Origin of the sequence: Pseudoalteromonas nigrifaciens (assembly GCF_002221505.1) — a bacterium.
Lineage (GTDB): Bacteria > Pseudomonadota > Gammaproteobacteria > Enterobacterales > Alteromonadaceae > Pseudoalteromonas > Pseudoalteromonas nigrifaciens.
In genome coordinates this window covers 912,784-927,918 of sequence record NZ_CP011036.1, presented here as the reverse complement: position 1 = coordinate 927,918, position 15,135 = coordinate 912,784, and the positions used below count along the sequence as shown (strand labels likewise).

Annotated in this window: 17 protein-coding genes; 3 read left to right on the top strand and 14 right to left on the bottom strand. The window is 39.6% G+C overall.

Annotated elements, in window-relative coordinates; translation table 11 throughout:
- Positions 1–51: 51 nt before the first annotated feature.
- Positions 52–1,563 (bottom strand): sodium/proline symporter PutP, encoded by a 1,512-nt coding sequence (putP, locus tag PNIG_RS04390; RefSeq protein ID WP_089367887.1) that lies wholly within the window; start codon positions 1,561–1,563, stop codon positions 52–54.
- A 321-nt stretch (positions 1,564–1,884) separates the two neighbouring features.
- Between putP and PNIG_RS04385 the strand changes: the two genes are divergently transcribed.
- Entirely contained in the window at positions 1,885–3,108 is a 1,224-nt protein-coding gene (locus tag PNIG_RS04385; protein WP_011327525.1) for an EAL and HDOD domain-containing protein, read from the top strand.
- A gap of 63 nt (positions 3,109–3,171) precedes the next feature.
- On the opposite strand, the gene PNIG_RS04380 is transcribed toward PNIG_RS04385, so the two are convergent.
- Genes PNIG_RS04380 through ccmA form a run of 10 tightly spaced genes read right to left on the bottom strand, consistent with a single transcriptional unit; the run spans position 3,172 to position 10,882 of the window.
- Positions 3,172–3,903, bottom strand: a complete 732-nt coding sequence (locus tag PNIG_RS04380) for an MlaA family lipoprotein (protein WP_011327524.1) — start codon at positions 3,901–3,903, stop codon at positions 3,172–3,174.
- Between the two features lie 9 nt (positions 3,904–3,912).
- Positions 3,913–5,154: a c-type cytochrome biogenesis protein CcmI gene (gene ccmI, locus PNIG_RS04375; protein ID WP_089367886.1), complete on the bottom strand. Its 1,242-nt coding sequence runs from the start codon at positions 5,152–5,154 to the stop codon at positions 3,913–3,915.
- Positions 5,155–5,616, bottom strand: coding sequence for a cytochrome c-type biogenesis protein (locus tag PNIG_RS04370; RefSeq protein WP_011327522.1), 462 nt, complete (start codon positions 5,614–5,616; stop codon positions 5,155–5,157). It lies immediately after the preceding gene.
- Positions 5,616–6,185, bottom strand: coding sequence for a redoxin family protein (locus PNIG_RS04365; protein ID WP_089367885.1), 570 nt, complete (start codon positions 6,183–6,185; stop codon positions 5,616–5,618). Before PNIG_RS04365 ends, PNIG_RS04370 begins: the two co-directional genes overlap by 1 nt.
- Positions 6,182–8,152, bottom strand: a complete 1,971-nt coding sequence (locus PNIG_RS04360; RefSeq protein WP_011327520.1) for a heme lyase CcmF/NrfE family subunit — start codon at positions 8,150–8,152, stop codon at positions 6,182–6,184. Before PNIG_RS04360 ends, PNIG_RS04365 begins: the two co-directional genes overlap by 4 nt.
- A 2-nt stretch (positions 8,153–8,154) precedes the next feature.
- Positions 8,155–8,634, bottom strand: coding sequence for a cytochrome c maturation protein CcmE (gene ccmE, locus PNIG_RS04355; protein WP_011327519.1), 480 nt, complete (start codon positions 8,632–8,634; stop codon positions 8,155–8,157).
- Positions 8,634–8,834, bottom strand: a complete 201-nt coding sequence (ccmD, locus tag PNIG_RS04350) for a heme exporter protein CcmD (RefSeq protein WP_011327518.1) — start codon at positions 8,832–8,834, stop codon at positions 8,634–8,636. Before ccmD ends, ccmE begins: the two co-directional genes overlap by 1 nt.
- Before the next feature lie 2 nt (positions 8,835–8,836).
- On the bottom strand, positions 8,837–9,574 hold the full coding sequence (locus PNIG_RS04345; RefSeq protein WP_011327517.1) for a heme ABC transporter permease: 738 nt from the start codon (positions 9,572–9,574) through the stop codon (positions 8,837–8,839).
- 1 nt (position 9,575) lies between these two features.
- Entirely contained in the window at positions 9,576–10,262 is a 687-nt protein-coding gene (ccmB, locus tag PNIG_RS04340; RefSeq protein ID WP_011327516.1) for a heme exporter protein CcmB, read from the bottom strand.
- Positions 10,262–10,882, bottom strand: coding sequence for a cytochrome c biogenesis heme-transporting ATPase CcmA (gene ccmA, locus PNIG_RS04335; protein ID WP_089367884.1), 621 nt, complete (start codon positions 10,880–10,882; stop codon positions 10,262–10,264). Before ccmA ends, ccmB begins: the two co-directional genes overlap by 1 nt.
- 113 nt (positions 10,883–10,995) lie before the next feature.
- Here ccmA and fliK point away from each other — a divergent pair, with 113 nt between their 5' ends.
- Both fliK and PNIG_RS04320 read left to right on the top strand, forming a co-directional pair.
- Entirely contained in the window at positions 10,996–13,098 is a 2,103-nt protein-coding gene (gene fliK, locus PNIG_RS04325) for a flagellar hook-length control protein FliK (protein ID WP_089367883.1), read from the top strand.
- Positions 13,099–13,101: 3 nt separating this feature from the next.
- Entirely contained in the window at positions 13,102–13,410 is a 309-nt protein-coding gene (locus PNIG_RS04320; protein WP_011327513.1) for an EscU/YscU/HrcU family type III secretion system export apparatus switch protein, read from the top strand.
- Positions 13,411–13,440: 30 nt separating this feature from the next.
- On the opposite strand, the gene PNIG_RS04315 is transcribed toward PNIG_RS04320, so the two are convergent.
- From PNIG_RS04315 to PNIG_RS04305, 3 genes are read right to left on the bottom strand one after another with little or no spacing between them, the layout of a single operon-like run.
- The gene (locus tag PNIG_RS04315; protein ID WP_011327512.1) at positions 13,441–13,842 is read right to left on the bottom strand and encodes a DUF2802 domain-containing protein; all 402 of its coding nucleotides are present in this window, start codon (positions 13,840–13,842) and stop codon (positions 13,441–13,443) included.
- Between the two features lie 18 nt (positions 13,843–13,860).
- Positions 13,861–14,358 (bottom strand): chemotaxis protein CheW, encoded by a 498-nt coding sequence (locus PNIG_RS04310; RefSeq protein WP_011327511.1) that lies wholly within the window; start codon positions 14,356–14,358, stop codon positions 13,861–13,863.
- Between the two features lie 24 nt (positions 14,359–14,382).
- Positions 14,383–15,132, bottom strand: coding sequence for a chemotaxis protein CheW (locus tag PNIG_RS04305; RefSeq protein ID WP_089367882.1), 750 nt, complete (start codon positions 15,130–15,132; stop codon positions 14,383–14,385).
- Between the last annotated feature and the right edge of the window lie 3 nt (positions 15,133–15,135).

The window sequence follows — 15,135 nt, the reverse complement described above, 5'->3', positions numbered from 1 at the left end:
CATAAAAAAAGGGAGTAACCTAAGTTACTCCCTTTTTTTGTTTATAACTTTTTATAGTTCTTGTTCTACTTCATCAAATAAGGTTGTAATTTCTTTAGCTGGCTCATTGGTCATTAAGCTAACTAATACAATCGCAATACTTGATAAAATAAAGCCTGGGACTATTTCATAAATAACGCTACTTAAACTCGCACCATTAATGGTAATTGGTGCGTATATCCATATAAGTACTGTTGAAGCCCCCACTAACATGCCTGCTAAGGCGCCAGCAAAGTTCATTCTTCTCCAGTAAAGGCTAAACAATACGAGTGGTCCAAATGCAGCGCCAAAGCCTGCCCACGCATTACTCACTAAGTCTAAAATAGAACTATCTCTATCGTAAGCTAAGTAAATAGCAAACATAGCAACTAATGCCACACTAATACGCCCAACAAAAACCAGCTCTTTTTGAGAGGCTTCGCGATGCAGGTATATTTTATAAAAGTCTTCAGTTAACGAGCTTGAACACACTAGCAATTGTGAAGAGATAGTACTCATTACAGCCGCTAAAATAGCTGCTAATAAAAAGCCAGCAATCAATGGATGAAAAACCAATTCAGATAGCACTAAAAATATTGTTTCTTTATCATTTATCGGCATTTCATTTTCTAGTATGAAGGCTGCCCCAAATAAACCAGTTAGTACTGCGCCTATTGCAGATAATGTCATCCAAGACATACCAATGCGTCGCATTGCTGGAATATCTTTAACTGAACGTACCGACATAAAGCGTACTATAATATGAGGCTGACCAAAGTAACCAAAGCCCCAAGCTAACGCAGAAATAATTGCGATGGTAGAGCCACCAGCAAACCAATCTAGCATATTTAGAGAGTGAACTTCACTGGCCTTTGGCGAGATAAGTAACAGGTCATAGCTTGCATTAGCGAGCGTTTCCATTACTGGGTGATCAAGCATAGTAAACGTTACTATTGGTACGACTAATAGCGCAATAAGCATAATGCAACCTTGTACAAAGTCGGTCAAACTTACCGCTAAAAAACCACCAAAAAGCGTATAAAGTACTACAACGCCAGTAGTAACATAAAGGCCAACTTCATAGCTCATTCCAAATGAATTTTCAAATAACTTACCACCAGCAACCACGCCAGATGAGGTATAAAGTGTGAAGAAAACAATAATAACAATAGCTGAAATAACACGTAATATATTCTTATTGTCCGCAAAGCGATTTGCAAAATAATCCGGGATCGTAATTGAATCATTTGCTTTTTCAGTGTAAACACGAAGCCTAGGTGCAACTAAGAAGTAATTTGCCCAAGCACCAAGTACTAAACCAATCGCAATCCAAACCTTACTCAAACCAAAAAGATACATAGCGCCGGGAAGGCCCATAAGTAACCAACCGCTCATATCAGATGCACCTGCAGATAGCGCAGCAACACTTGGTGATAAATTACGGCCCCCTAACATGTTACCTGAAACATCGCTGGTTGATTGCTTAAATGCATACAATCCTATACCTAGCATTACAACAAAGTATAATGCTAGTGAAATAATCATTCCTGTTTCCAAATTCGCCTCCACTAATAAATTGCAACAGGCTTTTGATCCAAATAATGACTCTTAAAATATTATAGTTAAGACAGTATTGGGATAAAAACCATTCTCTGTCACTATAGCATGGGTAATAGTTAAAATTCCAACATGTCAACTTTAGTGAATTAAAAACAAACAAATCGTATATATTTAAGTCAAAATTTCTGTAACTTATTAAAAATATGTTATTAATCTAAGATAAGCTTATTTACATCATGCTATTTTTAATGTTTTGCCATATATTGTTACAATCAATAGTTATTTTTTATCTATACGGAATTTTTTATGTACTTTTACGCTGCACGCCAACCGATCTTAGATCGCGATAAAAAGCTTATTGGCTATGAATTACTATTTCGTGATGGTGTAAATAACGTGTTTCCCGATATAGATGGAGATGAGGCAACAACACGCCTAATAGAAGGCAGCCAGTTTAATTTTGGCCTTGAGGATTTAACTGACAATAAACCAGCATATATCAATTTTACTCTAGAAACTTTACTAAAAGGCTACCCTACTTTACTGAGTAAAGACGCTGTGGTGGTAGAGATACTCGAAACGGTGCAACCTGGTAAGCGTTTACTTGCTATTGTTAAAGACTTAAAAGAAAAAGGTTATACATTAGCCTTAGACGACTACATTCATCAACCTGTGTGGCGCCACTTTTATCCATTTATTGATATTATAAAAATTGACTTTTTAACCTGTAATATAGAAACAATTAAAACAATTATTGATGATTTAAAACCTTATCCACATCTAAAATTACTTGCTGAAAAAGTTGAAACCCATGAGGTGTATAACCAAGCATTGGAACTTGGCTTTGATTATTTTCAAGGGTTTTTCTTTTCAAAACCAGAGATGATCCAAAGTAAAGCGCTTCCCCCCTCTGGTATGACATTAGCCGAACTACTTTATGAGACCTCAACGCTTGATATGGATCTAAAAAAGATCACCGATATATTTGAGCGAGATGTAAATCTATCTTATAAGTTACTGCGTTATTCAAACTCTGCAGCATTTGCTAGACGTGCAAAAATAAGCACAATAAAACAAGCGCTTATCACCCTTGGTGCCAATGAAATTAAAAAGCTTTTATCTTTATTATTTGCAGCGCAAGTTTCAACAGATAAGCCTATGGAGCTAATTAGGTTATCGCTCACTCGGGCGCGTTTTAGTGAGTTACTGGCTATTTCGCATGGTAAGTTTAAAGACACAGGAATGGTTTTTTTAACCGGCATGATGTCGCTTATGGATGCTATATTAGATGAGAGTATGCAAAGTGTGATGCAAAAGCTGCCATTATCTAATGAGATTAAAGCCGCTTTACTTAATGACGAGGGCTTGCTTGCAAGCTACTTAAACTTGGTTAAGTTTTATGAGCAAGGCAATTGGCAGGCAGCTAATCAGATCAGCCAACAACTTGGTTTAGATGATAAAGTACCCGATGCTTACCACGAAGCAATTAGCTGGGTGAACGAGCAAATGCAGTTAATGAGCAATGTTTAATAACAACTTTCTAATCACTAATGAGAAAATAAAACGCCAGCATTGCTGGCGTTTTTAATAGGTTTACAAACTTTCTAAAAAATCTTCATCAAAGTCATCAGGCTCTTCTTTGATTGGCGGGTTACCGTCGTAAAGTTCGTATAATTGGCGTTGAAAATAAATATCTTTAATAAATAAGTAAGGGTCTAGTGAATCGTTCAATAAACCTTCTTGCGCAATTAGTGATGCACGGGCCTCAACAGCTTTTAACGCAAACACTAAAATTGTTTGTGGTGTAGTTAACGCTATTTCAGGTAAAACAAAGTTATCAACTACATCGCCGGTTAAGTTACGCGCTGTAGAAGGCCCCATAGCAGGTAGCATCAAGTAAGCACCATCACCTGCACCCCATACACCTAATGTTTGCCCAAAATCCTCATCTACATGTTCTAGCCCTAATGAGCTGGCCACATCAAATAAACCAAAAACACCTACGGTCGAGTTAACTAAAAAACGTGCTAAGCTAACACTGGCATTACCTGGTTTACCCTGTAAACCGGCGTTGATCATATCTACCGGCGCACTAATATTATTGGTAAAATGCACTAAGCTTTGACGCACTGGTACAGGGGTCACCGTGATATACCCTACGGCGGCCGGTCTTAGTATGTATGTGTCTAAAACATCCATATTAAAGTCGTATATTGGGCGGTTAATATTTTGTAGTGGATCGCGCTCGTCCTTTTGGCTATCAGGTACTTGTGCACACCCGGCCAGCACTAACAAAAATATATAAATTAAACCATGTTTTAACATCGCGTATCCTTAAGGTATTAATGTGTCTATTTGCAGTTGCAACTGACGGGTACTTTCACGTTTTAATGCTGCTGAATGCCCTTCTAACTCACCGCTACTTGGCATTACTGAATCATCATTAGAGATACGTGCAGTAATAACTATATCTTCTGCGCTTGACAAGTTTAATCCTGCAACCATAGAGTTTGCATCACTTAGTTCAACTGTAATAGGAAATTGATACTCGTTAAGCTTAGCAACCGCTATTGGCATTGGAGAGCCATTTAACGCTTTTGCAAAAACAAATAAAATTCCGTTTTCAGGTTGTTTATTTTTAAGCTCTGTACTTACATTTACTGTCACTTTAATTGCTGCACTCTTTGTAACGTCAACATTTTGTGCTTGTTGCTGTTCAATCTCACTAATACGCTGCGCAATCATATTATAGCGGGTATCTGCTTTATCCATACTGGCAAGTAATACTTCAAACGCTGCTTTTGCTTGTACCCAATCTTTACGTTCGTAAGCAATGAGTGCTAATAAAGAAATAGCATCTAAATTTTGCGGCTCTTCTTGCAGTACTTTTGAAAGCATACCTGCAGCACGTGTCATGCTTGCTTCACTGCCCTCAAGTAACAGCACTTGGCTGTAACTAATAAGCACCTGCATATTGGCAGGATTCATTTGCAACGCTTTATCAAACGACTGCTGCGCCATATCAAATTCGTTCAATGACATAGCCACACGGCCCAGTAACATCCAAGCAATTTCGTCATCCCCCGTTTGGCTAAGCTTAGTTCGCAGTGCCAATGCAAATGCTTGCAGCTCGTTTTCACTCAGCGGCTCGCCTTTTTGCATAACAGCTCGCTCACCGTACTCTGCCAAGTTATCCATAGCATCGTGCCAAGCCGATATTTGCTGCTGATTACCGGTCATAGAGTAAAAAATACCGGTTAGGGCAATCACAAACGCACCGCCTGTTAAGGCAAAAATACGATTATTACCACGGCTATTAAGTGACTTTTCAGGAGAGAGCTCATTGAGTAAGCGACGTTTGAGCTCGATCACTGACTCACTGTAATTTTGTGCATCAATTCGCTGGTTTTCTAAGTCGTTTTGTAGCTCAACTAAACGCTGTTCATAAATACTAATAAGTTCTGCGTTCGCATTGTGCGTAATGGTTTTAACACGCTCTTTTTTTAAAAAAGGCAACATCACAAACAACAGTGCAATAAGTGTGAGTAAAGCAAAAGACGCCCACATTAAAATCATTTAACTTTGCTCCTGACGTTTATTTTTAGCAATTAATTTAACTAACATTGCTTCGTCGTTGTTGCTCCAGCTTTGTTTTACCGATGCTTTGCGTTGGCGAATAACAATAAAACCAAAACCAAAAATCACAATCAATACCGGTAAAACCCACAGCACTAAAGTTGCAGGGGTTACTGGTGGATCGTAATGTACAAAGTAGCCATAACGATCGATCATATAATCTATTACTTCGTCTTTCGTTTTACCATCTTTTACTAAAGCTAATACTCGCTCGCGTAAATCTTTTGCTACTACCGCATCAGAGTCGGCAATATTTTGATTTTGACACTTAGGGCAACGTAACTCTTTGGTTAGCTCTTCAAAGCGAACCGCTTGCTCGTTACTGTCAAATTGGTAACGGTCTTGCTGAGCAAGCGCCCCCATACTGACAAAAAGGCTAAGGGTTAATAACAACCACTTCATTATTTGAGCTCCTGCATAATTGGTGCAAACTTAGCACGCCACACTCGCGGATTTATATCACCGGTATGGTGCAACAAAATGGTGCCGCTTTTATCAACTAAAAAAGTCTCTGGCGCACCCGACACACCTAAATCTAACGACAGTGTGCGATGTAAATCTAAAATATTAAACTGATATGGGTCGCCAGCACGCGTTAGCATATTGGTTACGTCACTACGCAGTGCTTGCATATCAAATGGCCCGTCAAAATCGGCATCGTAACCTTGCACATAGTACAAGCCTATAATTTTAACGCCTTGCTCGCGCAATTTAGTTAAGTAGCCTAGCTCTGCTAAACATGTAGGGCACCAGGTACCCCATACATTTAATAAATAAACCTCACCTTTTAACTGCTCATTGCTCCACAGCTTATTATCTTGCATTAGATCTGGCAGGCTAAATTCTGGCATAGATTGCCCTAATCGCCCTGTTTGTATTTCCCTCGGGTTAGCAAATAACCCTTGGAATAAAAACACACAAATAAAAGCAAAAACCAGTAACGGTGCTATAGCTAAAAGCTTACGATTCATGCTTCGCTCTCCGCTGTTTCTTTTGTTGATTGAGGCGATGAGGTGCGATAGCGTTTATCAAATAAAATTACAAACCCTGCTAACGAAATTAATATACCGCCAATCCACATCCAACGCACAAATGGCTTATGATAAATTCGTAATGACCACGCGCCTTCGCTTAATTGCTCACCTAACGCTAGGTATAAATCGCGTGTGAAGCCTGCATCAATTGCTGCTTCTGTCATAAACTGCATGCCAATATCGTAACGGCGTTTTTCGGCATGTAACTGAGTGACTAGCTTGTCATTTTTTAATACCGATACAACACCCGCATGGCCACTGTAATTAGCTCCGCGAACATTTTTCACTCCTTCAAAGCGGTATTGATACTGATTAAGCTGCACCGTATCACCTGGTTTCATTGATACGTCGCGCTCAACCGAGTATGCCGAAGTAAGGGTTACGCCAGCAATTACAAAGGCAATACCTATATGGCCAAGTACCATAGCCCAATAACCTAAACCTAAGCGCTTAAAGCCTTCTTTAAAGGTGCTATGTACGGTAACTTTACTGTACAAATCAATACCTGTTGTAATTACAATCCATACAGCTAACGTGGTTGCTAATAAGGTAAGCGGTGCAATCACATCATAGCTAGAAAATAACCAAGCAAAGGTAATAATAATACTGACTAATACACCCATTAGTATTTTGTTTTGTAAAAACGCCCATTTATTTTGCTTCCAGCGTAAAAACGGCCCAATACCCATTAAAATAGCAAATGGCACTAGCAGTATTGCAAACATCTTATTAAAAAATGGTTCGCCAATTGAAATGCTGCCTAAGCCCATTTCTTTGTGTACCATAGGCAATAAAGTACCTAGTAATACAATTAAAGTAGCAACCACTAAGAATATATTATTTAGCCACAGTGCTACTTCGCGCGATACTAACTTGTAACGCCCTTCGCTTCGCACTTGCGATACGCGCATGCCATAAAGTGCTAATGCACCGCCAACAACAATAGCTAAAAAGGCCAGTATAAATAAGCCTCTATCAGGGTCAGTTGCAAAAGCATGCACAGATACAATAATACCTGAGCGCACAATAAAGGTGCCCAGTAAGCTAAGTGAAAATGCTGCAATTGCTAACAGTACTGTCCATGATTTAAATACACCACGTTTTTCTGTCACACTCAATGAATGTAATAGCGCCGTTGCTACTAACCAAGGCATTAAAGATGCGTTTTCTACTGGATCCCAAAACCACCAGCCGCCCCAGCCAAGTTCTGAATACGCCCACCAACTTCCTATGGTAATACCTAAAGTTAAAAAGCCCCACGCGGTCATAGTCCAAGGACGAGACCATTTGGCCCAAGTATTATCTAGCTTGCCAGTTAAAAGTGCCGCAATTGCAAAAGCAAACGCTACAGATAGCCCTACATAACCCATATAAAGTAACGGCGGGTGTATGATCATACCCGGATCTTGTAGTAGCGGATTTAAGTCGCGCCCCTCTACCGGAAAATAAGGTAATAAACGCTCAAATGGGCTTGAAAGCAATAAGGTGTACATCATAAAGCCAACACCTAAAAAGCCAAGCACACCAAGTACACGAGCACGCAATACCCAAGGTAGTGCTTTAGAGCGCAGTGCAACAACAGCTGTCCAACCTGCTTGCATCAATAACCATAATAAAATAGCGCCTTCGTGCCCACCCCAAGTTGAGGTTATTTGATAATACCAAGGCAAAGAGCTACTTGAATGATACGCCACATATGCAACCGTAAAGTCATTTGTAAGGCTGGCATAAATAAGGGCGGCAAACGAAATAAATACAAATACAAATTGCCCTACCGCTAACGAAGGGGCAGCACGCATTAAGCGTAAATTACCGGTATGTGCCCCCCACAGCGGAAAAACACATAATAAAACGCTTAGCACCATGGCAAGCGTTAAAGAAAAATAACCAAGTTCTGGGATCATTATTAATTACCACTATCTAGGTTGTATTTAGGTTTCTCGTGTTTAATTCCTTTTAACGCTTCTGCCACTTCAGCAGGCATGTATTCTTCATCATGCTTAGCAAGTACTTCAAATGCTTCTATTACATTGGGCTCCACAAGTACACCTTGTGCAACTATGCCTTGGCCTTCGCGAAATAGGTCAGGCAAAATCCCCTGATAACGCACTACCACGGTTGGGCCTGTATCAACTAAAGTAAAGCTTACTTTTAAACTTTGCTCATTGCGCTCTACCGAACCTGGTACAACCATGCCACCAATGCGTAGCTTTTGGCCTATTTGTGGTTTTTCTTTATTGGGGCCTTTACCGTCAACAAGCTCACTTGGGGTATAAAATAAATTAATGTTTTCTTGTAATGCATACAGTACCAAGCCTATTGAGGCACCAATGCCAAACAGCACTGCAACAATAACTAAAAGGCGTTTTTTACGTCTTGGGTTCATTATATTTGCTCCTGCTTAGCATTTTTAATACGAACTTCTCGCGCTATTTGTTGCTCTACCGATGCCATAATATGTTTAGTCTCTCTGAGTGAACTAAATAAAATACCTAATAAAATAAGTGCGCATGTACCAAAAGAAAGCCACACATAAAATCCATAGCCTCCCATTGCAATAAAATCAGAAAATGAGTCAAACTGCATAACTACCTCTTAGTTAACAACTGGCGCACCCATGGGCGATGCTTTTCACGTTGTAATATTTCATTTTTAAGACGAATTAAAGTAACAGTGCCAACAAAAGCCGCAAACGCCAAAATGTTTACCATTAATGGCCAAAACATACTGGGATCAATTGCTTTGGTATCTAGCTTAGTTATTGAGGCTCCTTGGTGTAGGGTGTTCCACCACTCAACAGAGTAATGAATAATAGGTAAATTAATAACCCCTACGATAGCCAAAATAGAAGCGGCACGACCCGCTGCCTTTTTATCTTCAAAGGCATGGTACAAAGACAACACACCCAAATATAAAAATAATAAAATTAGCTCTGAGGTTAAGCGCGCATCCCATACCCACCAAGCGCCCCACATAGGTTTACCCCATGCAGCACCGGTTATAAGTGCAATCGCAGTAATGCATGCCCCTACAGGCGCAATTGCAATAACTGCAAGTTCAGCGTTTCGTAACTGCCAAACCAGCGCAATAATGGCAGCAATTGCCATTGATGAATAAGCACCCATAGATAAAATAGCCGAAGGCACATGAATAAAAATGATACGGTAGCTGTCTTTTTGTTGGTAATCGGCAGGCGCAAAACCAAGCCCCCATACCCAACCAACTAACATACTAATAACCGTAACTACGGCAAAATAAGGCAATAACGTATTGCATAGCTTATATGCACGCTCTGCTTTAGCATAGGGATGTAACCACTTCCACATATTAACTTACACTCACTTTTAATGCTGACGATATGGCGATTGGCGCACTAATAATAGCAATAACTAACATAGCGCCAAGAATGGCAAGCTGCCCACTATAATCCAGCGACATAGTACTGGTATCGATAGCTGACGTTGCAAAAATTAAAACCGGAATATACAAAGGCAACACCAATAAACTCATTAAAATACCGCCTTTTTGTAATCCTACAGTAAGCCCAGCCCCAATTGCGCCAATAAAGCTCAACAAAGGCGTACCTAATAATAGCGTTAGTAACGTAGCCATTAATGCTGTGTTATCTAAATTCAATAGTAGTGCAAACAGTGGGGTCATTAATACTAAAGGAAGCCCAGTGATCACCCAATGCGCGGCTACTTTAGCCAACACAGTTAACGATAACGGATACGACGATGCAATAAGTTGTTCAAGTGAGCCATCGTTATAATCATCTCTAAACAGCTTATCTAACCCCAACATAGTTGAGAGCAAAGCAGCCACCCAAATTATACCCGGCGCCATTCTTGCCAGTAGACCGGGCTCTGGCCCAATAGCTAACGGAAATAATGAAATAACAATTAAAAAGAACAAAATAGGATTGATAATTTCAGCGCGCTGACGAAAAGCAAGTTTAACATCTTTACTAAACACGGCTTTAAAAAGTAACCAATAGGAGTGTTGTCGGGTCATTAGTGACGATACTCCAAAGTGAGTGTTTGTAGGTCGCTAAAATGAGCCGTTAAATCTTGATGCGTGGTTAGCAATATAGCTCCGCCATTTTTTAAATGCTCAACAAAACGTTGCTGTAAAAAGGCAACACCACTTTTATCAAGTGCTGTAAATGGCTCATCTAAAATCCATAGCTTAGCTTCACTTAACCATAATCGAGCTAACGCAACACGGCGTTGCTGCCCAGCAGAGAGCGTTCTAACCGGTACATCTTCAAGGCCTACTAAGCCAAGCTTACTTAATAAAGGGTATAAATCACCTTCATTAGTGTAGCCATTAATTGCCAACCAATGTTTAACGTTTTCAAGCGCACTGAGCTGCACATTAACCCCGGTTTTATGGCCTATAAATAATAGATCTCTGGCGTACTCTTCATAGTACTTTTTAATCGACTGATTAAGGTACAGAATATCGCCTTCATCAGGCATAGAAAAGCCCGCTATAATACGTAATAAAGACGTTTTACCAGCACCATTAGCACCTGCTAATTGCATGATTTGGCCGCTATTAAGGCTAAAATTAAGATCCGCAAACAAACAACGTTCTTGCTTGATGCAGGTGACGGACTTAATGTGTAACAAGATGACGATTCTCTCTGCCAAAAATTAGGCGTTAGTCTATCATAATGATAGGGTAATACGAATATTGCTTTAAAATCGATTCACTAAAAATAAAGAAAACTTGATTTAAAATAATGAATACACCTACGCAAATTACATTATCTAATTCATTGGTTAATAACCTAACCTCTAATGCGCCTAAGCATAACTTAACCTCGCTTCCTGGCGAGATGCTTGCGGCAAAAAACATTCAGTTTTCTAAAGAATCGATTACCCTAGATGTATTAATAAATAAGCACTGGCAAACTCTCAGGCTTGGTATTACAACTGCGCCAAAAAACTTAGACAAAATAGCCAGTGCGAGCATACAGCTCAGTAACGAGGGCAAGTCACTTACAATTACCCCCAACAATACAAGGCTTACACTTAATCAACCGGTGCAATTACAGCAATTTTTAAATTATATAAATACCGGAAGCGAGTTACAAAATAATCCTATGCCGGCGCAGGTCGTATTAACGCCTACACCCAAGCTGGTAATTGAAAAGCTTAATGCCAGCATTGCAATTAATAAAGAGGTAGCGCAACTACTGGCCGCCGAGCAACCATTAAAAATAATAATTAGCACTAATAATAAAGGCGCGCAGCTAGACGTTATCAATCGCTTTGCTGAATCCGTGCATACACAACCCATAACTCAAGCAAAACTAGCAAGTTTACTTGCGCAAAATTTGCCAAATGCACAGCTACAAGCAACCCCTAAATTTGCAATTTTAACGCATGCACAACAAGCAGGTTCATTTAAGCTTAATATAAACAATAATCAACTTAACCAACTTTCGCATACCGTAACAAACGTAAACTTGAGCAGCCAAGCCAACAAACTGTTAATTCAAACTAATATAAACAGTACCACTGTCATACTTAAAAACTCGTTCACAAAACCGTTTAATCAACTAACTTCGGCGCAGCAAAGCAGCGTATCAACAAGCAATTTAAATAACCCTACTAGTCCATTAATAGCGGCTAATAACAGCCCTATTGATTCTTGGTTAAAAAGTAGTTTTGGTGAACTAAAAACGCGTATAAGTGATGCAGTAAAATACTTCGAAAACAAACCTTTTGCCGCTATAAATCAAACGACAACTGGTATTAATAAACTAAATGTCGCCGAGCAGTTAAACCAGCAACCTAACCAGTTGCCACCTTTAGTGCAGTTAACCCAATTAATTAAATCAAGTGTTAGCTTATGGCAGTTGCCAACAAGCATGCTCTTTGCAACAACAAGCAATGGCAAACTAAGTTCGCAAAATCAATTACATCCTTTAGAAGCTAAATTACTCGCTCCATTGCTAAACCAACTCAGTGCAGCTAGCGCAATAAACACACCCAATAACACGCCGCTTTTAAGCAGCAAAATAGCAGATATTGCACAGCAGTTATCGCAGCAACCAGCCGACTTAACGCGCCTCGTAAATCAGGCATTTAATCGGATGGTTTCTAGTAATAATTTACACCCAACAGCTATACAGCGCGAAATTCTTGCCACATTACAACCAACGCAACTGACAAACGACACGCTGCAAAGCAGTTTTAGTAAGGGATTAGAGCAACTTGCAGTAAGCATTTTAGCCGCGCCTATTATTAGCCAAACAACTACACCTATTAGCATTAATAATCAAACCGGCTTAGATGCACTACTGCAGGTGTTATTACCCACATTTAAAACCGGCAACTCTGGTGCTAAATTACTTGAGCAACTGCAACAAAGCCAAGTGCAAGCACTTGCGGGGGAGTTAACACAAGTTAAAAATACCCTTGGCCAAGTAAATGTTACCCCTGCTAATCAGCTAGCCGACTCAAACCCCTTGGTAAACTTTTTATTACCAATGAAATTACCGCCAGAAGCGGCGCAAACAGAAATAACATTAGGCCAATATAAAAAGCCCAGTGGCGATAAGCTAGCAGAAAAAAATGTCTGGTTTGTTAGGTTAAACTTTGATTATGCACAGCTTGGTCAGTTACAAATTACTGCCGAATTAATGGATAAAGCACTTGATTGCCAGTTATTTGCATCAAGCCAAGAAGTGACCGCTATGGCTCATCCGCATCTTGATAATTTAAGATCAAAATTAGCCAAGCATGGTTTGCAAGTAGGTGATCTTACTTTAAAGCAAGGCGATGCAAGCCATCAAGCTTTTTATAAATCGCATGCCATTATTAATATTAAGGTATAAAAAATGAGTGACTCAGCCAACAACAAATCTGCGATTGGGCTTTTATATGCAGCCGGAAACTCGCCAATGGTAAGTACCAAGGGCTTTGGTAAATTAGCTGATGAAATAATAGCAGCGGCTGAAAAAAAAGGCATTATGATCCATCAAGATGAAGCATTAGCCAAAACGTTATCACACTTAGAGCTTGGGGAAGAAATACCTAAAGAGTTGTATTATGTAATTGCTGAGCTAATTGCATTTTCGTATGTATTAAGAGGGCAATTTCCGCCAGGCTGGCAAGACTTTCAAGGTAAGTTAAATATTAAGGCGTAGCTTTAACAGCATTAAAAAGCAAAAAAGACGCTAAGCGCCTTTTTGTTTATGCAATGAAAACAGCAGTTCTGCTTCTGCTCTAGGTAATTCGCATTCACGAATTACTTCTTCTAAATCAGCTCCAAGTTCGACCATTTTTACAGCACGAGAATAAATTTTTGCATCTGGATCGTCATACTTTTGCGCTGCTTGTTGTTGAGTTAGCTCTTCATTTTGCTGCTCAACTTCAAGTACTCGCTTACCAATACTTAATAACCCAGTGCGCAACTCTTGTACCTCACTGCGTAAAATATTAATTTGCTCAGCCGAGTCTTTAAATTGCTGCAGCTGAGAGGTAAGCTCACTTGCATAGCTGCTTTTAAATAGAATGATCATCGCCAATGCTATAAGGGCAACAGCTAACGCTATAATTGCTAAACTGAGTAATAACATAATTTTTAGTGGTAAAGCTTATAAATCGCTCAACTCATCCCATTCGTCGTCACTAAGTAGCTTATTTAAATCAACTAAAATAAGTAACTCGTTTTCGCGATTACACACACCCTGAATAAACTTAGCGCTTTCTTCTGTGCCTACATTCGGCGCACTGTCTATTTCTGAGCTGCGCAAATAAACCACTTCAGATACGCTGTCGGCTAAAATACCAATAACTTGCTCTTCAGCTTCAATAATTAAAATTCGCGAATTATCTGTTGCATCCGTACCGGCTAAACCAAAACGGGCACGAGTATCAATAACCGTAACCACATTGCCACGTAAGTTAATAATACCAATCACGTACGAAGGTGCACCAGGTACAGGGGCTATTTCAGTGTAGCGTAATATTTCTTGCACTTGCATTACGTTAACACCGTAAGTTTCGTCTTCTAACTTAAACGTTACCCACTGTAGTATTTCATCATTATTATCTGCATTTTTATTTGCTGACAGTAACTTATCTTGGTTCATGCTGTTTCCCCGTAATGGTCATTACTACTGACGGCTGTCTAGGCCTTTCTCTAATAATGCATTTAAATTATTTACATCTATTAAAGCGCACATTTTTTCTTTAATAACACCGGCAAGCCATGGGCGCTTACTTTGGTTTGTACGCCATTTTACATCTTCTTTACTCAATGTAATGTTATTTATTAGCTTTTCTGCCAATAATCCCCACTGACTGTCGCCTAGTGTAATTAAATACTTGTAGTTAAGTGACGCCTCTAACTTTTCGTCATACTTTTCTGGCATAACCCAACGTGCGGTATCAACCACATTAAGTTTTTCATCTCTATTGAGCATAACGCCTTTAAACCACTTTGGTTTACCAAATAAATGATTTACTTCACTTAATTCATGTATACCGCCTAACGCTTTAAGCGGCACAGCTAGCGTTAATCCTGCCACTTCAAAAAATAAGGCTTGAAACTGCCCGTCAAAATAATCAGCTTGGCTTTGTGCGGCTAATATTTGCTCGGCCGACAGTGTTTGCTCAGCAGAGGTGACTAGGGCTTTGATTTCTTGCGCTATCGGCTTTTTAATAATTTCTGGCACAACTTGCTCAAATACTGGCGTACTTTGTGTGCTCTGCGCTTCTAAATCTGGGTGTTCAGTTTTTTTATCCGTTACTTGCTCAAGTAATTTTGCAACGGGTTCAAGATTATCTACAGGCTCGTCTTCGCACAATAACGCGCCTAGATATTGAGTCATTACTTTTTCATTAGCAAATAATTGCTTACTCATTGA